General features: G+C 69.2%; 21 protein-coding genes and 1 pseudogene. 11 read left to right on the top strand and 11 right to left on the bottom strand.

The window, feature by feature from the left end; genetic code table 11:
• Positions 1–155: 155 nt before the first annotated feature.
• Positions 156–1,622, bottom strand: a complete 1,467-nt coding sequence (locus EFL26_RS14045) for an MFS transporter (RefSeq protein WP_221176954.1) — start codon at positions 1,620–1,622, stop codon at positions 156–158.
• A gap of 131 nt (positions 1,623–1,753) precedes the next feature.
• Entirely contained in the window at positions 1,754–1,987 is a 234-nt protein-coding gene (locus EFL26_RS23895; protein WP_148046718.1) for a heavy-metal-associated domain-containing protein, read from the bottom strand.
• Positions 1,988–2,105: 118 nt separating this feature from the next.
• On the opposite strand from EFL26_RS23895, the gene EFL26_RS14040 reads away from it, so the two are divergent.
• A complete protein-coding gene (locus EFL26_RS14040; RefSeq protein WP_183408188.1) occupies positions 2,106–4,820 on the top strand; it encodes an AAA family ATPase in 2,715 nt (904 codons plus the stop codon).
• 119 nt (positions 4,821–4,939) lie between these two features.
• The gene (locus EFL26_RS14035; protein ID WP_123223460.1) at positions 4,940–6,301 is read left to right on the top strand and encodes an alpha/beta fold hydrolase; all 1,362 of its coding nucleotides are present in this window, start codon (positions 4,940–4,942) and stop codon (positions 6,299–6,301) included.
• Positions 6,302–6,313: 12 nt separating this feature from the next.
• Here EFL26_RS14035 and EFL26_RS14030 read toward each other — a convergent pair whose 3' ends face one another.
• From EFL26_RS14030 to EFL26_RS13995, 8 genes are all read right to left on the bottom strand, one after another.
• Entirely contained in the window at positions 6,314–6,925 is a 612-nt protein-coding gene (locus EFL26_RS14030) for a GNAT family N-acetyltransferase (RefSeq protein ID WP_123223459.1), read from the bottom strand.
• Positions 6,906–7,169: a hypothetical protein gene (locus EFL26_RS14025; RefSeq protein WP_123223458.1), complete on the bottom strand. Its 264-nt coding sequence runs from the start codon at positions 7,167–7,169 to the stop codon at positions 6,906–6,908. The genes EFL26_RS14030 and EFL26_RS14025 overlap by 20 nt, the downstream gene beginning before the upstream one ends.
• The gene (locus EFL26_RS14020; protein ID WP_246000187.1) at positions 7,166–7,873 is read right to left on the bottom strand and encodes a DUF2306 domain-containing protein; all 708 of its coding nucleotides are present in this window, start codon (positions 7,871–7,873) and stop codon (positions 7,166–7,168) included. Before EFL26_RS14020 ends, EFL26_RS14025 begins: the two co-directional genes overlap by 4 nt.
• A complete protein-coding gene (locus EFL26_RS14015) occupies positions 7,873–8,550 on the bottom strand; it encodes a hypothetical protein (protein WP_123223456.1) in 678 nt (225 codons plus the stop codon). The genes EFL26_RS14020 and EFL26_RS14015 overlap by 1 nt, the downstream gene beginning before the upstream one ends.
• Positions 8,551–8,668: 118 nt before the next feature.
• Positions 8,669–11,377, bottom strand: a complete 2,709-nt coding sequence (locus tag EFL26_RS14010; RefSeq protein WP_123223455.1) for a winged helix-turn-helix domain-containing protein — start codon at positions 11,375–11,377, stop codon at positions 8,669–8,671.
• 203 nt (positions 11,378–11,580) lie between these two features.
• Positions 11,581–11,874, bottom strand: coding sequence for a DUF1883 domain-containing protein (locus EFL26_RS14005; protein ID WP_183408187.1), 294 nt, complete (start codon positions 11,872–11,874; stop codon positions 11,581–11,583).
• A 5-nt stretch (positions 11,875–11,879) separates the two neighbouring features.
• Positions 11,880–12,113 (bottom strand): DUF2188 domain-containing protein, encoded by a 234-nt coding sequence (locus EFL26_RS14000; RefSeq protein ID WP_123223453.1) that lies wholly within the window; start codon positions 12,111–12,113, stop codon positions 11,880–11,882.
• A 126-nt stretch (positions 12,114–12,239) separates the two neighbouring features.
• Entirely contained in the window at positions 12,240–13,736 is a 1,497-nt protein-coding gene (locus EFL26_RS13995; protein WP_123223452.1) for a Dyp-type peroxidase, read from the bottom strand.
• A gap of 259 nt (positions 13,737–13,995) precedes the next feature.
• Between EFL26_RS13995 and EFL26_RS13990 the strand changes: the two genes are divergently transcribed.
• The 3 genes from EFL26_RS13990 (at position 13,996) to EFL26_RS13985 (ending at position 17,295) form a co-directional block, all read left to right on the top strand.
• Positions 13,996–14,994, top strand: a complete 999-nt coding sequence (locus tag EFL26_RS13990; protein WP_123223451.1) for a hypothetical protein — start codon at positions 13,996–13,998, stop codon at positions 14,992–14,994.
• A gap of 247 nt (positions 14,995–15,241) precedes the next feature.
• Entirely contained in the window at positions 15,242–16,189 is a 948-nt protein-coding gene (locus EFL26_RS24260) for a hypothetical protein (protein ID WP_183408186.1), read from the top strand.
• Positions 16,189–17,295, top strand: a complete 1,107-nt coding sequence (locus EFL26_RS13985; RefSeq protein ID WP_183408185.1) for an ImmA/IrrE family metallo-endopeptidase — start codon at positions 16,189–16,191, stop codon at positions 17,293–17,295. Before EFL26_RS24260 ends, EFL26_RS13985 begins: the two co-directional genes overlap by 1 nt.
• Positions 17,296–17,405: 110 nt before the next feature.
• Here EFL26_RS13985 and EFL26_RS13980 read toward each other — a convergent pair whose 3' ends face one another.
• On the bottom strand, positions 17,406–18,065 hold the full coding sequence (locus EFL26_RS13980) for a hypothetical protein (RefSeq protein ID WP_123223449.1): 660 nt from the start codon (positions 18,063–18,065) through the stop codon (positions 17,406–17,408).
• Positions 18,066–18,289: 224 nt separating this feature from the next.
• On the opposite strand from EFL26_RS13980, the gene EFL26_RS23890 reads away from it, so the two are divergent.
• The 6 genes and pseudogenes from EFL26_RS23890 to EFL26_RS24255 form a co-directional block, all read left to right on the top strand.
• The gene (locus tag EFL26_RS23890; protein WP_148046716.1) at positions 18,290–18,847 is read left to right on the top strand and encodes a hypothetical protein; all 558 of its coding nucleotides are present in this window, start codon (positions 18,290–18,292) and stop codon (positions 18,845–18,847) included.
• 291 nt (positions 18,848–19,138) lie between these two features.
• Complete coding sequence (locus tag EFL26_RS25005) at positions 19,139–19,543, top strand: DUF6221 family protein (RefSeq protein ID WP_123223448.1); 405 nt, start codon at positions 19,139–19,141, stop codon at positions 19,541–19,543.
• A gap of 170 nt (positions 19,544–19,713) precedes the next feature.
• Positions 19,714–20,142: an SsgA family sporulation/cell division regulator gene (locus EFL26_RS13970; RefSeq protein ID WP_183408184.1), complete on the top strand. Its 429-nt coding sequence runs from the start codon at positions 19,714–19,716 to the stop codon at positions 20,140–20,142.
• A 487-nt stretch (positions 20,143–20,629) separates the two neighbouring features.
• A complete protein-coding gene (locus tag EFL26_RS13965) occupies positions 20,630–21,817 on the top strand; it encodes an EAL domain-containing protein (RefSeq protein WP_183408183.1) in 1,188 nt (395 codons plus the stop codon).
• Between the two features lie 351 nt (positions 21,818–22,168).
• The gene (locus tag EFL26_RS13960; protein WP_148046713.1) at positions 22,169–22,645 is read left to right on the top strand and encodes a hypothetical protein; all 477 of its coding nucleotides are present in this window, start codon (positions 22,169–22,171) and stop codon (positions 22,643–22,645) included.
• Positions 22,646–22,722: 77 nt separating this feature from the next.
• Positions 22,723–22,998, top strand: a pseudogene (locus EFL26_RS24255) (hypothetical protein); the annotation flags it as partial.

Here is a 22,998-nt window from a genome sequence, read left to right as displayed (position 1 = left end):
GGAGTCAGGCGGGTTCGTGAGGGCTTGAGCGTGCGTCCGTGGCCGAGGTGGTCGGCTCGGCGAAATCGCCAGGTTTGCCGCTGGACAGTCCAGGGCGGTCGTACATGGGTCGGCCGGGGAGCCGAGCAGCGCTCGACCCCCCGGCCGGGGGTGCGTCAGTGCATCCGTGCGTGCTGGACGTCGTGGCTGTGCTGCCGCGGAACGGCCAGCGCGACGAATCCGGCGAGCGCGACCATGGCGATCGCGACCACGGTGAAGACCGTCGGGAATCCGTCGACCAGACCCGCGCGCGTGGTCAGGTCACCGGCGATGGCAGCCAGGGTCGCGACGCCGAGAGCGGCGCCGACCTCGTGGCCGGTCATCATGACGCCGGAGGCCAGGCCCGAGTGCTCTGCCGGGATCCCGGACATCGCCGCCACCGAGATCGCCACGAACATCGGGCCGACGCCCAGACCGATCAGCACGAACCCGGGCAGCACGTCGCTGACGTAACCGGGGTGGGCGTCCATCCCGGCGAGCAGCATCGAACCGGCGGCGACCACGAACAATCCGACGACCATCATCGCCTTGGGCGTCACCTTGCCGAGCAGGTGGGACGCGACGGCTGCGCCGAGCGTGATGGACCCCGCGAGCGGCAGGAACTGCAGGCCCGTCTTGATGGCGGAGCTGCCCAGCACTGACTGCAGGAACAGCGAGTTCAGGAAGATCGCACCGACGACGACGCCGGTGATGACCGCCATGACGGTCGAGGCCGAGACGAGGGACCGGACCCGCCAGGTTGCGGGCGGCACCAGCGGAGCCGGGACCCGCCGCTCGATGACGGCAAAGGCAACCAGCAGGACGGCGGAAGCGGCGAAGGCGACCAGCGTGTGTGCGGACGTCCAGCCGTGGGTCCGGGTGCCCTCGACGGCGTAGACCAGCGCGAGCAGACCGGACACGAGAGTCGCCGCTCCGGGCACGTCCATCCCCCGCACGCCACCGGTCCGCTGGCCCCGGTTCACCAGGTGCAGGCTCAGGAGGGCAGCGGCCAGGCCGATCGGCACGTTGATGATGAAGATCGCGCGCCAGCCGAAGGCCGAGGTGAGGATCCCGCCGAACAGGACGCCGATCGCGATGCCCATGCTGCCGATCGTTCCCCAGATGGCGAGCGCGGTGGCCCGCTGCCGGCCGGCGTACGTCGACATGATGATCGACAGCGCGGCCGGGGTGAGCAGTGCCGCCCCGCCGCCCTGGGCGCCGCGCGAGAGGATCATCACGGTCGCCGACGAGGCGGTCGCGCTGACCACGGATGCCGCGGTGAACAGGCCGAGACCGGTGAGGAACATCGTGCGCCGGTCGAGGAGATCCGCGAGTCGACCACCGAAGAGCAGCAGCCCGCCGCTGAGGAGGACGTAGGCGCTGACCGTCCACTGGTAGTCGCTGCTGGCGAAGTGGAGGCCCTTGCCGATGCTGGGCAGCGCGACGTTCACCACGCTGATGTCCAGGATGACCATCAGCTGCGCCATCAGCATCACGCCGAGTGTGGTCCAGGGGCGGCGGACCTCGTCCGCGTGATCGTCGTGCGCGGCCATCGTGGCCGTGCCGTGTCCGTGTCCGTGTCCGTGTCCGTGTCCGTGTGACATGTCGTTCTCCTCGTGAGTGAGTACGGGTGGCCGGTTGGCCATGTCCTGACCTTCGTCTCGAACCGGTGGTGGTCGCGCCGGTGGAATCACCGGGTTTGCTGCCTGCGGTCCGCCGTCGACGGTCCTGCCGGTCAGGGGACGAGCGCGAAACCCGCCCGCCCGATCGCCGCCGCGATGTCGGCGCGGTCGACCGGTCCGGCGGCGCGGACGGTGACGGCACCACCGGCGAGGTCGACGGTCACCGAATCGACGCCGTCGACGCCGGTGATCTGCTCGAGCAAAAGCCGCTGGCTCGCGATGCCGGTCAGCCCCCGCACCGCGAAGGTGGTCGAGCCGATGAACGTGCGGGGCGTGCCGGGCAGCATGGGCTTCTCCTGGAGTTCGATCGGGTCGCTGCCACGGTCTCGCGGCAGGGGTCCGCTCGCGCCGGTGGTTTCGCCGGTATCCCTTACGCACACGCGGGCCCGGAGTAGCGTCTGGCGAGTGCTGGCCGGGAGGGACTCCGAACGCGCGAAGATTGCCGAGCTGCTCGACGCCGCCCGCGTCGGCAAGGGCGGCGCACTCGTGGTGCACGGGGTCGCCGGCGCGGGGAAGTCGACCCTGCTCACCGACGCCACCGAGTCCGCCCAGGACATGCGGGTGCTGCGAACCTCGGGAGTGGAGTCTGAGTCACCCCTGGCGTTCGCCGCACTCCAGCGCCTGCTCTGGCCCCTGACCTCGCGCCTCGACAGCCTTCCCCCACCGCAGCGCGACGCCCTGGGCGCCGCTCTGGGTGCGGCTCCCGGCGAAGGTGAGCGCTTCCTGGCCTACCTGGGCACGCTGACCCTGCTGGCCGAGGCGGCCGAGGAGTCGCCCGTCCTGGTCATCGTCGACGATGCCCACTGGCTCGACGACGCCTCGGCGGCGGCTCTGTTGTTCACGGCCCGACGGCTGCAGGACGAGCGGGTCGCGCTGGTCTTCGCCGCGCGTGACGGCGACGCCCGCCAGTTCGACGCGCCGGACGTGCCCACTCTCGCCGTCGGTGGGGTCGCCGGGGCCGATGCTGCCGCGATCCTGGGGACCCGACTCGACCAGGACGTCCATCAGGCCGTGGTCGAGCAGCTGGTGACGGCGACCGGAGGGAACCCACTCGCGCTGGTCGAGCTCGCGGGCCAGCTCACCTCCGACCAGCTCTCCGGAAGAGCACCCTTGCCGGACCCGCTTCCACTCACCGGTGGGGTCGAGCGCGCGTTCCTGGACCGCTACCGGCGGCTCTCGGACCCGGCGCAGCGTCTCCTGCTGGTCGCTGCCACCGACGACACCGCGCGACTGACCGTGGTCAGCGATGCGGCAAGGCTCCTCGGCGCCGACGAGGCCGCCCTCGACGAGGTGGAGCGAGCCGGACTGATCCGGACCGACAACGATGTCGTCAGCCTCTACCACCCCCTCGTCCGCTCCGCGATCTACAGCGCAGCCACCACCGCGCAACGGCGCGCGGCGCACCGCGCGCTCGCCGATGCGCTCTCCGGTGACCCTGACCGGCGCGCCTGGCACCTGGCCGCGGCCGCCGACAGGCCCGACGAGGACGTCGTGGCCGCCCTCGACGGCGTCGCCGAGCGGGCCGCCGCCCGCGGAGGACACGAGGCGGCGTCCGCGGCGTGGGCGCGTGCGGCCGAGCTCACCGTGGGCGGTGAGGACCGGGGACGACGCCTGTTCTCGGCAGCGGCCTCGGCGTGGCTCGGCGCCCATCCGGCGCGGGCGGCGGCGCTGGCGCAGTCTGCTGCCGACGAGGTGACTGATCCGGTCCTGCGGGCACGCCTTCTGACGCTGCAGGGCCAGATCGAGTGGAACACCCGGTCGCTCGACGACGGCTACGACTTCATCGTGCAAGCCGTCCAGAGTGCGGCCGGTGCCGATCCGGCGATGGCACAGCAGCTGGCGATGCTGGCGGCAGCACTGGCCGGCTTCGGCGCCCGTTCGCCCCGCCAGGTGGACCTGGCCGCACTGGTGCCAGAGCCGGAGCCGGACGCGCCAGTGCGCACCCGCGCCGCCGCTGCGCTGCTGCGCGGCTTCACCGCGACCGCGCGCCAGGACTGGAGCGAGGCGGCCGAACGCTTCCGGGCTGCGTTCACCCTCCTGGACGCCGAACCGCTCGACGACCACGTGCTGCAGCCGAACCTAGGCGTCGCCGCCTTCCTCATCGACGACGACGAACGAGGGTTGCGGCTCCACGAGCAGCAGCTGACCGCGGCCCGGCGTACGGGAGCACTCACGATGGTCGAGCACGCCCTCACACGTGGAGCCCAGTTCCAGATCGCGACCGGTGCCTGGGCACAGGCGGCGAACGCCGCCACCGAAGCTCTACCGCTGACCGCGAGCACCGGACATCCCGGCCTCACCGCACTCCCGCTCGCCGAGCTCGCCCTGGTGGCAGCGCTGCGCGGCGACGAGTCCGCTGAGGAGCACCTCGCGTCGGTCTCAGCGATCCGGGAGCGACACGCGGTCGGCATCGCAGAACCCCTCGTCGACGACTTCGCCCACTGGGCCCGCGGTCTCCGCGAGTCCACCCAGCCCGCGCGGGCCTTGCACCACCTGGAGCAGATCCGCTCACCGTGGATACGGCGCATGGCTGCCATCGATCGCATCGAGACGGCGGCTCGTGCCGACCGACGCGACCTCGCCCTCGACTGGGTCGGCGAGCTGGAGGAGTTCGCTGCCGCCTCCGGGGTCCACGCGGCGACCGCGGCCCTCGCCCATGGTCGCGCGGTGCTCGCCGAGGGCGACGACGCCGAAGAGCACTTCCGCGCTGCCCTGGAGTCGCACGCCGGGTCGCTGCGCCGACCCGATCGGGCCCGGACGGAGCTCGCGTACGGCGAGCACCTCCGCCGCGCCCGCCGCAGGGTCGACGCGCGGGCCCACCTGCGCACGGCGCTGACGCTGTTCGAGGAGCTCGGCGCGCGCTCGTGGGTCGAGCGGGCGACCCAGGAGCTGCGGGCATCCGGCGAGACGGCCCGGAAGCGGGACGTGTCCACCGCGACCGACCTGACCGCGCAGGAGCGCAACGTCACCGCCCTGGTCCGCCAGGGCCTGTCCACGCGTGACGTCGCCGCGCAGCTGTTCGTCAGCCCGCGCACGGTCGACTTCCACCTGCGGAACGTCTTCAGCAAGCTGGGCGTCACCTCCCGCAGCGAGCTCGCAGCGCTGGCCCTCGACCTCTGAGGACGTCCTGGCTCGGCTCCACCCGGTGAGAACCCGGCAGTTTGGCCGGCGCGACCAAGGTTGTCGCAGAGCCACGCTCGTCAGCAGTGCACCACCCCCACTGCGAGAGCGAGAGCGCCATGAGCACCGACACCCGCACAGCTGCCCACGACAGCGACACCGAGAAGAGCCCCGGTACGCCGAGGCCGGCGGCCCGCCGCACGCGCCGCGTCATCGCCGCGACGCTCTTCGGTGGCGCCGCTGGAGCGGCCGCCCTGTCGCTCGGCGTGTTCGCCGGCGCGACCGAGGCCACCATCACCGGGTCGATCCTGCTGGCGTTCGGCGCCGCCTGGGGCGCGATGGCCGGACTGTCGAGGAAGGCGGCCGAGCCGATGCGGTGGGCATCGGTGCCTGCAGTGGCGATGTCCGCGGTGGGACTCGGTCTGCTCGCGTTCCAGCCCGGGGACTCGACGCTGACCGCCCTGAGCTGGGTCTGGCCCGCGCTGATGCTCGCACTGGTGGTCTGGATGTCCAGGCAGATCCGGCGGTCGACAAGAGCCGGCCGCTGGCTCCTGACACCGGTGGTCGCCGTCCTCGCACTCGCATCCCTCGGCACGACGTACGAGAACGTCGCCGCGTCCCGTGACAACCACAGCCACCCCGCCCCCGGTCGGCTGTTCGAGGTCAACGGGCACCGCCTGCACCTCGACTGCCGCGGCCAGGGCGGCCCGACCGTGGTGCTGTTCAACGGCCTCGGTGAGGTCTCCGCGTCGTGGGCCCGCATCGCGTCCTCCCTCACCTCCACCGTCCGTGTCTGCGCCTACGACCGGGCCGGCCAGGGCTGGAGCGGCGACGTGTCGCACCCGCAGGACGGGGTCGCGGCAGCCAAGGACCTCCACGCGCTCCTGGCCGCGGCCGACGAGCACGGTCCGTTCGTCCTCGCCGGACACTCCATCGGCGGCCCGTTCGCGATGACCTACGCCGCCCGCTACCCGACCCAGGTCGCCGGCATGGTGCTGCTGGACAGCTCGAGCCCCGAGCAGTTCACCCGCATGCCCGCCTACCCCGGCCAGTACGCCGTCATCCGCCGGGTCTACGCGCTCATGCCGACCTTGTACCGCTTCGGCCTGGGACGCGTGGGCGCGGCTGCCGTGCCCTCGCACCTGCCCGCGCAGGCTGCCGACCAGGTCCGCGCCGTGACCTCGAGCGCCCACGGAGCCCGAAACATGCGCGACGACGCATCGATGCTCCACCAGGTGTTCGGCCAGGCCCAGGCGCTGACCACCCTCGACGGCCGCCCGCTCGCCGTCGTGACGGCATCGGGATCTCTGGACGACACGGTCGGCTGGGCGGCGGCGCAGGACGTGCTGGCAGCCCTGTCCGACGACCACCTCCACACGGTCGTGCAGTCCTCGCACACGGGCCTCCTCGAGGACCGGGCGCCGGCGGCCGAGTCTGTGAAGGCGATCAGCTGGGTCGTCGACGCCGTCCGGGCACGGTGATCGCGGCGGGCCTCACCGGAGGCGCTGCCACTCGTCGGCCAGGATCGCGTAAGCGACCGTGTCGAGCCAGCGGCCGCTCCGGTGCAGGGACTCGGCGACGGCGTGGACCTCTCGGCGCGTGCCGAGCCGTTCCATCAGGCGCCACGAGGTCTCGTTGTCGAGGAAGCAGTTGGCTACGACGCGGCGTACGCCGAGCTGCCCGAAGCAGGCATCGAGCAGGGCGCGCACGGCTTCGGTCGCGTAGCCGTGCCCGGTGAACGCCGGGTCGAGGACCCAGCCCAGCTCGGCCTGCGCACCCCGGGCCTGGTCCGCGACCTCGGCCTGGGACCAGGCGTCCTCGACCCCCAGCATGAAGTCGCCGATCAGCTGCCCGTCGAGCTCGACGACGACCGTCGCCGCCAGCCGCTCGGGGTCGACGAACTTCACCTCATACGCAGCGAGATCCTCGGGGATCTCGGTGAGCCACTCCCCCACCGACGGGAGCCGGCGGTACGCCCAGGTCGGCTCGGCGTCCCTGGCCTCACCGAGCCGGAGCGTGAGTCGTGCGGTGCGCAGCGGCCAGGCGACCCGTGCGAGCGGGTGGGCGGTCGGACTGCTGTCGGGTTCAACCGGCGTCGTGTTCATGGACTGCTCCGATCCGAGTCGGCCGGGTACGGCGCGACGAGGGCGTGACAGAGACGAGGGTGGCGCCGAGGTCGCGCACCTTGGCGAGCAGGGCGTGCAGCGCCGGCTGGTCCTGCACCGTGCACCGCACCGTCGTGGTGCCGTCTCCATGGTGGGTCATGAGGACGGCGTCGAACCAGTCCGACCAGTGCTCGTCGAGATGACCCTGCACCCGGATGTCGTAGCTGGTGATGCGCTCGCTCACGCCGGCACCCGCTCCCGCACCGCAGCCGCCGTACGCCGGGGCCGCTGCGTGGCGCCGCGACGGATCGCCCACTCGGCGACGGCCAGGTTGAGGATCCAGGCCGCCGCCTTCTCGAGGTCGCCCGCGACGACGTGCTCGCCGAAGATCGCCTGGCCGAAGCCCTCGGTGAAGATCTGGGTGCCGGCGCCGAGGCCGAGGGCGTAGGCGCGGATCATCCAGGCGCGGTGGGCGGCGATGTCGCGGCGGCGGATCGCCGTGAACCCGAGGACCAGGCAGGTTGCCATCGCGGGTGCGACCACGAGCCTGAAGAAGAACAGGATCCGGCCGCTGCCGGGCTGCGGGTCGTAGAACAGGGTCAGCCACAGGGCGGAGGCGACGACGAGCAGGCCCGCGACGACCAGGACGCGCCCGGCCCGTCGGTGCCAGCTCGACGGCCGCCGGCGGAACCGGCGTACGAACTGGAGCGCTCCGACGAACGCGAAGACGGCCGAGCCGACGATGTGCACCAGCAGTGCCACCGGGAACACGTTGAACCGCGGGTCCGCGGGGAAGAGCTCAGGCCCGCCGGCGAGCTGCACGAGCCGCAGGACTCCGGCGGTCAGCGGGATCGCGCTGAGCAGGATCAGCCCGACGGCCAGGCGCCAGCCGGACCGAGCGCCCGGCCGCTGACGGGCCGGGCGCTCGGTGAGTGGTGAGGTGGTCATCACGCGACTGCCGGCTCGGCGGCGCGGGCAGGCCGCACCACGTCGGTCCGGGTCTGGCTCTGGCGCCACATCGAGTAGCCGAGACCGATGAGGGCGACACCGGTCGGCACCGCGAAGGGCCGGCTGAACGACTCAGGGAGGAAAGCCAGGGCGAGCGCGGACACCGTGCCGTAGGCGAAGAGCGCTGCGGCCCAGCGGGCGACGACGCGGGCGCGGTACATCGCGATGCCGAACAGCAGACCACCGACGGCGTAGCCCAGGCCCATGAGCATGAACAGCTCCTTGACGTGCCCGAGGTCGCTGGTTGCGCTGGCACCCATGGCCGCGTCCAGGAAGTGCTGGACGTAGACCGGGTTCGACTCGGCCAGCTTCGGGAGGATGACCGCGACGATGGTCTCGACGGCGAACATCGCGAGGTAGCCGGTCATCAGCAGCGCGTAGCCGGCGCGACCGAGGACACCGAACCGGCGGTGGTGGCGGATGAAGATGCCGGTGAAGCCGGCCATCGCCAGGATGCCCATCGCGATCTTCGCGACCTCGCGGACGAAGACGTCGGTGGTGACGATGTGGGCGAGGTCCGCCGGGGGGTGGTTGATCTGGACGCCGACGAAGATGGCACCGGCAGCGGCGGCGCATGCCCCGGTGGCTGCGGTGAGGCGGTTGCGGGTGAGGTTCATGTCTGGTTCCTGTCCTGGCGGTGCCGGGCTGGTGTCCGGCGATGTCTGGGACGTTAGGAACAGACGTGGTGAGGCCACATCACCACATGATGTGATTCGCGGCTCCGGACCGTACGGGTCAGAGCAGTCCGCGCTCGGTTGCCCGGCTCACCGCGGCCCGGCGGGTGTTCACGTCGAGCTTGGTGAAGATGTGCTTGGTGTGCGTGCGGAGCGTGTTGAGCGACACGTACAGCTGCCGGGAGATCTCGGGGCCGGTCAGGTCGGTGGCGAGCAGGCGGAGCACGTCGAGCTCACGGTCGCTCAGGGCCTCGTCCGGGCGCTGGTCGAGGCGCGCGGTCGCGGTCGGCGCCTTGGCAGAGGCCAGGACCTGCTCGGCGTGCCGTCGTACGTCGGCCGGCGCACCGCGAAGGAGGCTCGTGAGCAGGTCGACCATGGCCGGGCCTTCGTCGAGGAACAGGCGCCGGTAGCCCGCCGGTACGCCGATCGCGAGCGCGGTGGACAGGTCCTCGGCCGCCGCACTCGGGTCACCTGCGGCGTGACGGGCCAGCGCGAGCACCACGTGTGCCTCGATCAGGCTGCCCCCGCGCCCGGACGCCCGAGCCGCGTCGAGGATCGGCTCGACCAGGGCGATCGCGTCGGCCGGGCTGCCCTCGGCGACGAGGACGCGGGCCAGGGTGAGCCGGTCGTACTCCTCGAGGTAGGTCGGCTCGACGTCGGGCTCGACCTCGTGCTGCCGGGCCCAGGCACGGGCGTCGACCACGTTGTCCTGGGCGAGTCGGACCCGGGCACGAGCTGCCGCAATGGGCCGCACCTCGGGGAAGAACCCGGGTCGGAACAGGGGCTCGGCCTCGTCGAGCATCGCGACCGCGCCGTCGAGGTCACCGCGAGCCCGCAGGAGCCCGGCCATGGTCGTGTACCAGCGGTGCCGGTTCTCGGGCAGCGCGCCCAGGTCGCCCAGCTCACGGGCGACGTCGAGGTGCCGGGCAGCGGCCTCCAGGTCGCCGAGCTCACGCAGCACGTCGGCAAGACCGACGTGCACGTCCCCCGCCGTAGGCAGGGCGGGGCCGCTGCGGCGCTCCGCCGTGGCCAGCGCTTCCTCGAAGATCCGGCGTGCCTCCAGCGGGCGTCCGCGAGCGAGCCACATGCTTCCCAGCACCACGGTCGACCCCAGCGCGTCGGCGACCAGACCGGCCGCACGCAAGCTCACGACCGCGTCCGTGAAGGTGTCGACCGCGGTCTCCAGGTCGCCGGCAGCCCAGGCGGCGAGGCCGAGGAAGCCTGCTCCCGCACCGCGGGAGAAGTGGTCCTCGGGGCCGGCCAGGTCGTAGGCCCGTTGCGCGTGCGCGATGGTGCCGGCGACGTCGCCCCGGGCCTGCGCGACCGAGGCCCGGTAGACGGCGATCATCGCGGGAAGGGCGCGCACCTCCTGGGCGTGCGCCTCGACCACGTCCGGTGGAGCGGGGGTGGAGAGGTCGGTGGGCCCCGGCCGCGCTTCGAGACCCTCCTGGGCCACGTCGAGCCAGGCTTCGATCCCGCCGAAGTCACCGGCGGCCAGTCGGCTCCAGGCTGTCGCGGTCGCGAGGAGCGGCCGGCGGCGTACGACGTCGTCGGGCACCGCGGCCAGCCACTCCAGGATGGTGGCGTCCTGCCTGCCCTTCCGAAGCCCGGCGAGGGCGAGCTCGACCAGGTCGGCGGTGAGCTCGTGGTCCTCGCCGGCGATCGCGTGCGGGACAGCGTCCGGGAACATGCCGCGCTCAGCCAGCCACCGGCCGGCCGTGGTGTGCAGCCCCCGAAGGCGATCGGGGTGACGGGCGAGGAGCCGAGCGCGCAACGCGTCGGCGAACAGGTGGTGGTAGCGGTACCAGCGGCGGGCGTCGTCCAACGGGATCACGAAGACGTTGTCCCGGTCGAGGGAGTCCAGGATCTCGGGGGCGTCGGGCATGCCGGTGACGGCTGCACAGAGGGAGCCGTTGAGCTCACGCAGCACCGACGTGGCCAGCAGGAACTCCCGCACCCGGTCCGGTTGACGGTCGAGGACCTCCTCCACGAGGTAGTCGAGCACGAAGCGGTGGCTGCCGGCGAAGTCGTCGACGAACGCCGCAGGGTTCTCCCGGCCGCGCAAGGACAGCGCCGCCAGCTGCAGACCGGCAGCCCACCCCTCGGTGCGCTCGTCGAGCGTGTCGACCTCCTCCCGTGCGAGCGCGAGTCCCATCACGTCGTTGAGCAGGTCGGCCGCCTCCTCGGCGGTGAACCGCAGGTCGGCAGCTCGTAGCTCGACCAGGCCGCCCTTGCTGCGCAGGCGCGCCAACGGCAGCGGCGGGTCGGAGCGGGTGGTCATCGCGATCCGGACATGGCCGGGGAGATGGTCGAGCAGGAACGCGAGCACCTCGTGGACGGCCGGCGCGGTGATCTCGTGGTAGTCGTCGAGAGCCAGCACGGTCGCATCGGCGAACATGTCGAGGTCGTTGACCAGGCTGGTCAGCACGGTCTCGACCGGCACCTCGGCAGCGGTCTCGACCACGCTGCCCACGTCGACACCGAGCTCGGGGTTGGTGGTCTGGAACGCTGCGATCACGTGGGTCAGGAACCGCCGTACGTCGTTGTCGCCGCTGTCGAGGGAGACCCAGGCGACGCGCAGGCCGGCCGCCGCCGGGGATGCGAACCACTGGCTGAGGACGGTGGTCTTGCCGAATCCCGCCGGCGCCGAGACCAGCACGAGGCGCGTGGTGTCGCTCTCCGCGACCTCGAGCCGGTCCTGCAGCCGCGGGCGGGCAACCGAGTCGGCGCGGGGCTCCGGCACGTGGACCTTGGTCGCCAGAACCGGCATGGTCAGGAGGATAGGCCCCCGGACTGCAAGGGCGCCGAGCACCGCACCACCACCCGCGACCACCCAAAGGCTCGGACGTTCGTACAGCGTCCCGCGTCACTTCGCCCAGAATGACGCGGACCAAACACACGAGGCCCCGTCCACCAACGGTGGACGGGGCCCCGCTCTGGGGCCGACCATCTGGGGCCGGCCGACACCTCCTGCTAGCCCACCGACGGCAGGCGTGCCCGCCGCGGTGGCTCGACGGAGACCGACGATTCGATCCGGCCACTTGCGCCGCCGAGGTCGAGCGCGACGTACCAGTGGTCAGTGTGCGGGACGTTGCTGCGCAGTGGAGACCGCAGCGCTTCACCGCCGTAGAAGCTGGCCCGCCTGCCGGCCACGTACGCCCTGTAGTTCGTCGCGGTCATCAGGAGAACGTTTGCACGGTTCTTCAGGGTGACCACCACTGTCGCGCCGGCCTGGACCTGGCCCAGGTCGTACTTCACGTGCTCCACGCCGATCACCCCTTCGGCGGGAAGGGATCCCCACCGTAGGAGTCGCGGTCGCGGATCTTGTTGTCGCGGCCGTGGATGTAGAGCTCTGTCTGCTCCCGACGGGCGGTGGCGCGACCGGCGTCGGTCGCGTCGGCCTGGGTCGGGTGGACCGACGACGCCCGCTGTGCTCCGTCGCGGATGACGTTCCACTGGCCGTCGTCACGGGGCGTGATGTGCACGCCCTTCCTCTTTTCACTCATTAGGTTTCTCCTTGGGTAACCCATCTGGGTACAGGTGCCTTCTGGCACCCGGCGACCAGGGCTGGTCGCAGATCGAGGGTGACATCGGGGTCCGACACGTCGCCGGACCCCGATGACACCGGCGGACTACCGCGTCAGCGCGCGGAGGCCTGACAGGGACGGGGCGATGAAGTAGCCGCCTCCGACGGTGGTGACCCAGCGGGCGAAGTTGACCTGGCCGTGGCCGGGGACGTTGAACGGCCCGTCGGGGGTGTCCTGGCTGATGATCGGGTCCTTGCCGTCGCCGGGCTTCTGGAAGTCTTCCCGGTTGGCCCAGTGGGACTGGACGAACTCGAAGGTGCGAGCGATAGACGCCTGGTAGTTGACGAACAGCAGGCCGCGGTCCTGGTTGTCGGGCACCGTCTGGCCGTAGACGGGCTCACCAGGAGTGAACTCGGGGCCGTAGGTGATGCCTCGCCGGACCATCCGGTGCTTGTCGGAGGTGTCCCCGTCGGGCAGGACGTCCTTGCGGGGGTTCATCTTGCGGATGTGGGAGCCGCGCGGGACGTTGTTGCCGTCTGGGTCATCGGTGAAGTCGAACGCGTTGATGTGCTGGGCGTTCAGAACCTCCGGGGCCACGACGGACGGGTCGTTGAGCGCCGGGTCGATGTGGGCCGGGCAACCGGGGAGGCGCTCCATCGGCGCGCCACTGGGCCATCGACCGACGGTCTTGGCAGCGAGCTGCTCCGTGGTCAGGCCGACGGTGGGCGCGGCGTTCGCCATGGAGGTGTTGAACCCGCCGACGTCCTGGCGCAGCTTGCGGAGCACCACGAAGCTGCCGTTGCGGGTCCAGTCCGGCAGCGGCTGGGCCGGCGCCGGCACGGGGGTCGGGTTGTACGGCGTCGGGGCGACGGGCGGAGTGGTGACGGGCTGGCCGCTGATGTTCCCCTCGGAGTCGCGGTAGCCGATGAACACGTCTCCGGGCGGTATGGTCCCGCCCTTACCGGACTTCGTGAACTTCTCGATGGCCGGCTGAGAGACGCCGTCCTTGAACCCGAAGTGCTCGTGCCCGCCGAACGGGGCGGGGCGGGCGTCACCGTCCTGGCGGCCGACGATAGTGACGCTGTGGCGGGCCAGCATCTCCTCGACCTTGGTGCGGCGAGCGTCGAGGTCGGCCAAGTTGTCGCCGGCGAGGACGATGACCGCGTGCGGCTCAGCGCCTCCGGTGAACGGGGCCTGCCAGGTGGCCGGGTCGGAGGTCCCCACGTCGCCGATCAGGGCGTTGCGGGCGCCCATGCCAGCGGCGAACTCATCGGGGAACGCCTCCAGGCCGGGGGCGCCGATGAACGTCAGGCCCGGGCGGGAGATCCAGAAGTTGACCCAGGTGGACTGCAGTGCGTCGGGGTCGCCCTGGTGGCGGCGGTTCTCGCTGAACGCCTCGTTGAAGCGGCGAACCTCAAGGCCGTTCGCGAGCGTCGGCTCGAGCTCGGTGATGAACGCCTTGCCGGTGGCGGCGTCGGCGAAGTTGATGAAGAGGAAGCGCTCGTGGTCCTTGAAGAAGCCGATGGCGCCACCCTGGATGTCGCGCAGCTCGGCCGTGACCTTGATGTCGGGGGTGTTCTGAGGGGTGCTCTTCTCGGTCATGGGTGTTGCCTCCTTGGTTTCCCAGCCCGCCTGGAGGGCTCAGGCGGTGTGTCGCTGCTGGGCCGACCAGGCCCGGGCAACGTGCTCACCAGGTACAGACGAGCCAACTCTGAGAGCGTTTTGGTGGCGCGTGGTCGGGGCGGTTGGACGCGCCGATGAGCTCCAGGTTCAAGGCAAGTGATCGCGTGTCGGGAAGACTGTTCGCGGCTGTGGCCTTCAGCGCGGGTCCGGTGGCGAACGGGATGGTGAGGTCAGGCCGATGTCCAGCGGTGACGAGGAGGATGAGCTAACGCTCGTCGTTCGCCTCGTCTGGCAGGTTGTCCGTAAGTCGCCGTTTCCGCCGCCGGGGGATCACAACAGCTGGACCGAGGCCGCCGTCATCGATCAGGCCGTCGATCTGTATCTCCACAAGGGCGCGGCGATCGTCGCCGACGCTAAGGCGGCCGCGGGGGGCGACCAGGGGCACCTGGAGCGACGCCTTCTCAAGACCATCCGCAACTACATGATCGACGTCGCCAAGAGCACCCCCGTCGGGCTCATGCGGAATCGGCTCGCCACGATGCTGCTGCGCCACCCTGACTTCGTCCGCCTCGATGACGCCGTCAACGCGCTCGATGGTTGGGCACCCGCGGGATCCCCCGGCGCAGGGGGTGAGCTGTGGCAAGGCGACGAAGATGCCCTGCACGAGGCCGCGGCTAGCACCCCGGTTCCTTCCGGAGTTAAGTTCAACAAGTCCGGCCCTCCGCCCCCGCTTACCAAGCAGGCACTCCTCGACGTCATCGCTGCCGTCTTCGCCGCCGCCGGCGACTGCTACCTCCCCGACCAGACCCTCGCCCGGGTCATCGCACGCCGCTTCGACGAGTTCCTCGACGCGGACAACCGCGACGTCTCCGACACCACCAGCCCGGCCGACCCCGCAGACATCGCCGAGTACGGGCCTGCAGACCCCACCACCGAGGACCAGATCGACCAGATCGCAGCAGCAGATGCCGCAGACTGGCTCTGGGTCGAGTTCTCGCTCGAGGAGCGAACGATCTACCCGTTCCTGAACATCCCCGAGACCACAGAAGCCCGCATCGCATCTGTCGTCCTCATCCTCGGCTGCGGCGAAGGTGAAGCCGAAGCAATCCTTCAGGCAATGTTCGCCAAGATCCGCGAACACGCACCCACCCCCGAGTTCGCACGTCACCTCCTGGACGAACTCACTGCCATCTACAACCGCGAGCACCCCGACGGACCGCCAGGCGGAACCCCATGACCCCAACAACCACGCCGACGGTCGTCACAACATTCACCACACCAATGACGCGCCCGGCTCCGAGCAGTACTCGTATTCATAGTCGTGGTCGAGATAACTCGTCAGTTCACATTGAGAGGCGCGAAACGCTGCCGCCAAAGACCCGCGACCAGATCGAAGCACCCGGCCATCACCACCTTTACATGGGTGCCCTGTCGCTGCGCCCATGGTCGGGTTCAACGATGATGAACGTGGGAAGGAGGTAACTATGGGCGACGAACAGCACACCCCGAACGGCGGTGACCACTTCAACTTCGCAACGGCAGCCGACTCTGTCCGCGCACGCCTACTCGCCGCCCGGGCCATGGACGCGCCCATGTTCCCTGATGAAGCCGCAGAACTGCCCGAACCTGCGCCCGACCAGATCTGGCGAGCACGGTGGGAGATGACTGCACTCGCCGTCATTATCATCACCAATCCAGACGACGACCACGTTCGAGTCGCAGCAGTCACCTTCGACCCCGACCTCGCCGACTCCACGGCAACGGTGACCCCAGCGTCCGGAACGACCATCGGGACACCTGCGGTCCTCTGGCTCGACGCCGCACACACCATTCCCCTCGCGACACTCGACGCACATCTGGGGAATATCCGGACGCCGTCACCGGAGCGGACACTCGTCCCGGACGAGCTCCTTCACTACCAATCCTCTCCGACCAAACGGACCAATGACGGTGTCATGCGCGCAAGCGTCATCGACGACCTCAAGGCCCTCACCTTCGCGACCTGGGTTCCCGAAACGGGTGGCAACATCACTCAGCTACTCGCAAACGTGAAGAACAACCAGGTGTCAGAAGCGCTCGACCTATCGCCGGCCGACGCACTGCAAATCAAACGCGGACAACGTCCCCTTCAACCCGACGAGGCGACCAAGCTCGCACCCCTCACCGGGCATTCGGCCGAAGAACTCGTCGCAGCCGCCTCAAAGCTCCCACCCGCCGTCATCCACCTTTTCAACACCCCGGCCGTTCGCGCCCGCATCACCAAGTACGCGAACGCAACCGGAGCAGACGAAACAACCACCCGACGCGAATGCGCCTACGGAGCCTACGCAGCAGCCGCCCGCGCCACAGGACGAACCGACGACAACGGACTCGACCAGTGGCGTCAACGCATCAACCAATACCTCGACACGCACCTACCCCAGGCCGAGTAATGGCCACCCCCATGCCATGGGACCTCATCAACCGCTTGGTCCCCATCGCGCTCGACGCACTCCACGAGCTCATCGACGACGGCACCCTCGACCGCCACGGGCTCGAAACCGACCCACTGACGGAGCTGGGGAACTGGGACGACGTCATCGTGCGCCGGCTCCAACCAGCCATCAACGTTCAACCGTCAGCAACCCTCGGCAAAGAGTGCAGTGTCGCCGGCACCTACTACGACCCCACCAACACCGTGCGCGCCATCATCGCCGTAGCCGAATCCGGCAACCCCCGCCGAGACGCGTTCACAGCCCTTCACGAACTCGGCCACCACATCCAACGCACCACCCCCGAGATCGCCGACGAACTCGCTGACCTCCCGCTCGACCTCACCTTCGCCGTCGAAGACCGCATCTGCGAACGGTTCTCCGCAGCCCTCCTCATCCCCGCCGAGACGGCAACGTCCACCCTCGGAACTGGAACGCCCACCGCCGGCGACATCGTCACTCTCGCTCAACGCACCTCCGCATCCCGACAAGCAATCTGCGTCCGCGCAAGTGAAAACCTCACCGTCCCGGGCATGGTCGTCCTCCTCGACGACGAAGACGTCGTCCAGATCGCCCCCGCCCACGGAGTCCCACCCCCGCGCCGAGGCTCCAACCAGTCGGCCTGCGAAATCGTGAAGAAGGCCCGCCGACGCCTATCCGAGGGCAGCCACAACTTCCGCATCACCGACGACGACACAACCTTCGAGTACCGCGACGGCATCAGAAGCTCATCCATGTACGCCCAGGCCGCCGACATCGGCAACGGCTACCTGGTCATCGTCGCCGTTACCGAGAAGCCTCCCTGGGCAGACACCTTCACTCTCCCCAAGTACGACACCGGCCCGCGCGCCTCGGGCCGCGAGTGCCCCAACGCCGAGTGCGGCGAACCCATCCAGCCATGGACCCCCATCCACGAGCTCTGCGGCAAACCTCAGTGCCAGGTCTGCAACACGTGCGGCTGTACGGCGAGCCATGTCAAGGAACGCATCTGCGAAGGCTGCAACCTCATGCAGCCCAACCACCTCTACGAGGACGACGACGCCACCCATTGCGTCGACTGCGCCTAGCGACTCAGTCTCAGTTCAGAGCCCGCGTCATTTCGCCGCCTGCCGGCGCAGGTTCTGCAGACATGACTTGATGGTCGCGACATAGCAAAGCGCAGACCGGGCCTGGTGCACTAGGTCGCACCAGCCGCGGAGAGTTCTCCCCCAATCTCTTGAAGGCGGCTGAATACGTCCGCAACGAAGAGGCTGAAGTCCCGAGCCAGACCGGCCAACGAAACGTTGTAGAACTTCAGTCTCCCCGCGAGCTTGTTCCGTGTGAATGCAAGAGCAGCGACACACGGTTCGTCTGCGCCGAAGACGTTCAGGTCGGACTGTACGAACGAATGCTTGTGCGCGTTCGTCACCTCGTTCAGCGTGGTCAAGAGCGCTTGATGCGCGTCGATTAGCGGCCAGCTGAGTTCGAGCGCAGAGTAGATCGAATCAACCTTCATGACCGCGGGATATTCGCCGAGCTCGAGCCGAGCGGTTAAGAACCACAGGAGCGCGACCATCTCGTCGGCTGCGCGGCGCAGCATGAAGACCGCTTCCTCGCTCGCGAAGTAGTGCCGTGTGCCATGGTCCATCATCGGCGGCACGTTCATCGTGACGAACTGGTGCCAATGCTCATAGCTCTCCTCCAACCGGAGGTTCGCGTGGCCGATCCGTTGACCAATCTTCATGAGTTTGAGCGACATGTTCCCGTACGGCGTGTTGGCGGGTAGCCAGAAGTAGTCCTGGGCCATCGTGACCGCACCAAATGGATCGCCGTTCGGCTTCAGCACCAGACCGCTCACGGCTCCAACACTATTCATGCCGGTGCTCAGTTGCGGTCGCATCCGGCGCCAAGGATGCTGCCAGCCTATGGAGCGTCGTTCTGATCGAAGCCCGCACCGGTCGTCCTACGTCACTTCGTCACCAGCGTGTCATGGCCACCTGGCTGGCCGGACACATGGTCCGGACTGTCCCGAGGAGTGGTCGATGATCACAGCTCACGAGCGCCCGACCCAACAATGACCAGGTGGATACGATCGCGGTCATCGTTGCCGCCTTGGTAGGTGTCGCGGGAATAGCGATCGGCGCGATAATCACCAGCAGCAAACTCTTCGAGAAGCGCATCAGGAAGCGAGTCGCTACGCTCACGGCGATCGGTGGTCTTGCAGGCGCGGTTGTTGTACTGATCGTCGGTGCGTTTGCATCTTCGAGCAGCAACGAGGCAGGTTCCGAAGCGGGCCCTCCGGGTGGGGAGAACGGGGGTCCAACCAGCTCACCCTGGTCAGGGCCGACCTATGAGGAGATTGCCGGAAGCCATCGAGGCAGTCCTGTCTTCTCCAATCCCGGCGGTGACGCTGTGCCGAAGGGCATACCGGACAGCATCCCTTTCGGGACGCGCGTGCCGGTCGGGTGTGTCGCCGACAATCAGTCGGCGATGGCCAGCGTGACGGCGTTCTACCTCATCGTCGGAGGTACGTGGGACGGGTTGTTTGCCGTGAGTGACACCTTTGCCAACGGTGACACGTTGGGAGACCCGAATGGGACCACTCGGGTCGACCCGAGAGTCCCGGCTTGCCCAAACTGAAAGAGATGAGCCGCCGTGCCTAGACGCGCACAGATTGGCGGTGTCGGAACCTGCGTCATATCGCCGCCTGTGCCCGCTGGTGATTCCGCACGGGCGCAACGTCGGTCGCTCTGGACGTGGGCGGTAGCCCCGGCAGGGCCGTCCCGGATCCGCCGTGGGGTCGATGGGGTCCGTGTGGCCGTAGTTGACAGATGTGTCGGCGCGGGATGATCGTCAGGTTTACCTGCTTCGGCGTGACCCGCCGACGCGGCAACACAGTCGGGTTGCACCCCTCGACCTCGGGAGTTCGACATGGCGATCAGAGATTTCATCCTGGCTCGGGTCCAAGAGGAAGAGTTGATGGCACAGCGTGCGCTGGAAGCCGGCGACCTCGCCGACTCCTGGGCCTCCGGTCCGGAGGCGAGCCGCTATGACATCTGGAGCCCATGGCGAGTGGAAGCGGGTTGCATCGCGACCCGCCTACTGGTCAACGCGCACCGCAACGTGGGGCCGCTCTTCCACCGGGTCCCTGGCAGGGAGCCGGAACTCCTGGCATCGACCTGCCAGACCTGTCGCGACGACGAAGGGAACCCGGCAGTCTGGCCCTGCTACACCCTGCGTGTGGTGGCCACCGAGTGGTCGCACCATCGGGACTACCGGCCCGAGTGGCGCCCGGGGAAGCTGCTCAGGCGAAAGCCTTCCCCAGAGAATCGGTGACCTCCGCGCGTTCGCGACCCCTTGTGCAGCGGCTTCACGCGTGTTGCCCGGTGAACTAGACCAGTTCGCATTCAAACTAGACCAGTTGCGGTTTCTGGGTCATGGGTGGACCCGACGACCGTTTCCTCCCCGACCGGCCCACAGCGGGCCCCAATACTCGGGGGCAACACATGAACGGCGACCTCACCACCACCACAACTGCGGTCCAGATCGCGCAGAGCGAGAGCGACGTCGTCGTTGTCCTGCCGGCGGAGTTCCACTACGACCCGGCCGACCCGTTGGCTGTGTCCATGCTGGTCGCGTCGATCGTCGGGCCGGTGCGCTGGACCTTCGCCCGCGAGCTGATCCTCAATGGGCAGTTCGAGCCCACGGGCGATGGCGACGTCCACGTCTGGCCGTGCCTGGACAACACTGGCGCTGCCGTGGTGATCGTCGAGCTGCAGTCGGTTGCCGGTGTCACGCTCCTGCAGTTCCCCTCCCGGGCCGTCCACGAGTTCGTCTCCGCCTCCCTCGCCAGCGTCCCCGAAGGCGCCGAGCTGCTCGACATCGACGGCTGGCTCACGCAGGTCTTCCCGACGATCGGCGCCGTCACGAACTGACATCCTCCTTGCTGCCTCGGTCCCCCTCGGGACGCCCAGGACGAGCAGTGAAGAGGTAGTCCCGCAAAGTAGGAGAGGACTCGTGTGTGTCGGCACTGCACGCTTCCCTCGGAATCCGCCGAACACCAGGATGTGCGCGCGCCCGGTTGAACAGAGCCAGGTGCGCCTGGCCGCGAACGTTCAAAGACGTCAGGGTGCAGGGCGAGAACCACCCAGAACATCGCTTCTGACTGTCGCCTGATCGTGTGCAGCACCGACGGCAACGGCATCAGGCCATCGTGATCAGAAGCCCTGCAGGTGCAAGGTTCAGGTCGCCAGCCCGCGCCGCAGGACCGGACTGGCCATCACTTCGAGAATCTCGGTGGCGGTGACGCGACGTCCAATGGGCATTCGAAGCGTTGCGCCGCTTGGTGGCCGGTCAGCGTCTACAGTTGCAGCGGCACTAGCCGGACGGAAAGCGAACTGCGAGCCCTCTCGGGAGAGGACCTTGACCACGGCTTTCGAGCGGGCCACTCGTCGCGGCGACCTGGCAATTCGGACCCTCGTCATCGCCTACACCGGCGCGGGTGGGATCTTCGCAATGGTTGCCACCGCGGCGGGTCTGGGCGGGGCATGGGCGGCCAACTATGCCGCGGGCGGCTCGCACACCGCGGCACCCCACCTGTTCTACCTGCCGATCGTCTTGGCCGCCGTTCGCTTCAAATGGCCGGTCGTGCTGGCCACGGCGGTGACGGCGGGGCTGCTCGCCGGGCCCGCGCTTCCCGCCGAGGTGTCCGCAGGCGTCCAGCAGGCCCCCCAGGTCTGGCTGCTGCGGCTGGTGATGTTCGTCGTCATCGGAGCCGTCCTCGCCTTCCTGATCCGGGGACGACCCGAACCGCTCCGCTCGACCATGCAGGACTCACTGACCTCGATCCGCCTGTTACAGGCGCTCCAGCGCAGCCAGATCGAAGTCCACTACCAACCGCTCTACCAGCTCCGGGACCAGCAGATCATCGGCCTCGAAGCCCTCGCACGCTGGGAAAAGTCGCGACGAGGCGGCCTGTCCCCTGACGAGTTCATTCCCCCGGCCGAGCGCACCGGGGCCATCAGAGCCCTGGACCAGCACGTTCTCCGAACCGCCACCGCACAGGCACAGCGCTGGCGCACCGGGCTCGACCGGCCGCTACGGCTCTCGGTGAACGTCTCCGCGACCTGCTTTAAAGAAGGCAACCTCATCCACGACGTCGCCGCGGCTCTTGACCATTCAGGCCTGCCAACACATGCCCTCGAGCTCGAACTCACCGAATCCGCGCTCATCGACAACATCGGCGACGCCGTCGAACAGATCCACCAGCTGCGCTCACTCGGCGTGCGAATCGCGATCGACGACTTCGGCGCGGGCCACGCCTCCCTGGGCTACCTCAACCGCTTCGAAGTCGACACCATCAAGCTCGACCGCAGCCTTCTGCTGCGAGCCACCACCAACAACCGCGCACACGACGTCCTGGCAGGCGTCACACGGCTACTCATCGACCTCGACGTAGAAATCGTCGCCGAAGGAATCGAAACCGAAGACCAGGCAATGCTCCTCCGCGAGCTCGGCGTCCACATCGGTCAAGGCTTCCATCTCGGCCGGCCCCTACCCGCCCTCGCGACTGCACGCCTGCTCGAGAACCTCGCCATCGACTTGCCCTAGCTTACGTGCCGCGCAGCTCCCGACCTGTAGACACAAGCCACGCGGGACCTTGATCGCTGTTGTGGGGATGCGGGTCCCTCGGATATCCCCCTCAAACGTCGGCTCGCCGAGTGCAACTTTCCGCCGCCTATGTCTTCAAGAGCCCGTGACGCGGCCCACCGTGAATCCCGGATCTTCGTACGGGCTGGGTCCAGCTCGCCCGGTACGTCGCGAGCTGCTGTTGACGGTGCCCGTGCCTCGTGGCGGCTCACTCGACAGAGATCCCGACGCGAACGGGACACGGGTCTCATGACAGTGGGACAGCCCTGGCGGCACCGTCGTTCCGTCAGCTCAATCGTCCAAGGAGTGGTCATGGCACAGACAGTGGTGGAACGGGATCGGATCGGCGGGAACGGCGGCCGCGCACGTGCGGCCCGCGTAGGCGTGGTGGCAGGTGTCCTCGCGATGGCGTTGGTCGTCTACGGCACCTACGGTGACTCGCAGGCGCCGGACTCCCAGAAGTCGGGGATGCCGTTCGTCCTGGTGATGGCGGCGTTGACGACGATCGTGACCTTCGGAGTGCTGGCCCCGCGAGCCCTCCGTGCGGTCGGTGCGGGTACGGCGGGCGGCCGCCACTGGGCGGTGGGCCTGGCCGCGGCTTCCGTGCTGGGACTGGCCGTCTTCTGGAGCGGCCTACCGCTGATCGTGGGGGGCGCCGCAGCGCTGGTCGGCCGCGCGGGATCGGAGAGCGCACAGCACTCCCGGGCATTCTCCGCGGCTCGCATCCTCGGGTTGTTCGCGGCGGGTGCGTCGATCCTCGTCACGGTTGCCGGCAATCTCCTGCACTGAGCGGGAGTTCCCCAATCCGCGGGACTGGAGCCGTCGCGGCGGCGACACTGTGGGCGACGGCATGCAGGAGATGACCGGTGGCACAGAGACAACGTGACATGCAACGAGTCGGCCGGACGGCGGCGGCGTCAGCCGTCGCCGTCACGGCCGCCTCATGGCTGCTCGCCGTCGTGCTCGGCGCCGCCGGGGGGCATCTCGGCGACGCGCTGATGGGCCTGAGCGCCGTCGCGTTCGCGGTGGTCGGGGCGCTGGTCGTGTGGCAGCGGCCAGGAAATGCGATCGGCCCGCTCTTCTGCGCGGGCGCGGTGTCGTTGACGATCCTGGGGGTCGGTGGCCTCTACGCCCGGTACGCC

Origin of the sequence: Nocardioides pocheonensis, from assembly GCF_003725535.1 — a bacterium.
GTDB lineage: Bacteria > Actinomycetota > Actinomycetes > Propionibacteriales > Nocardioidaceae > Marmoricola > Marmoricola pocheonensis.
This window is presented reverse-complemented; position numbering and strand designations above follow the sequence as displayed.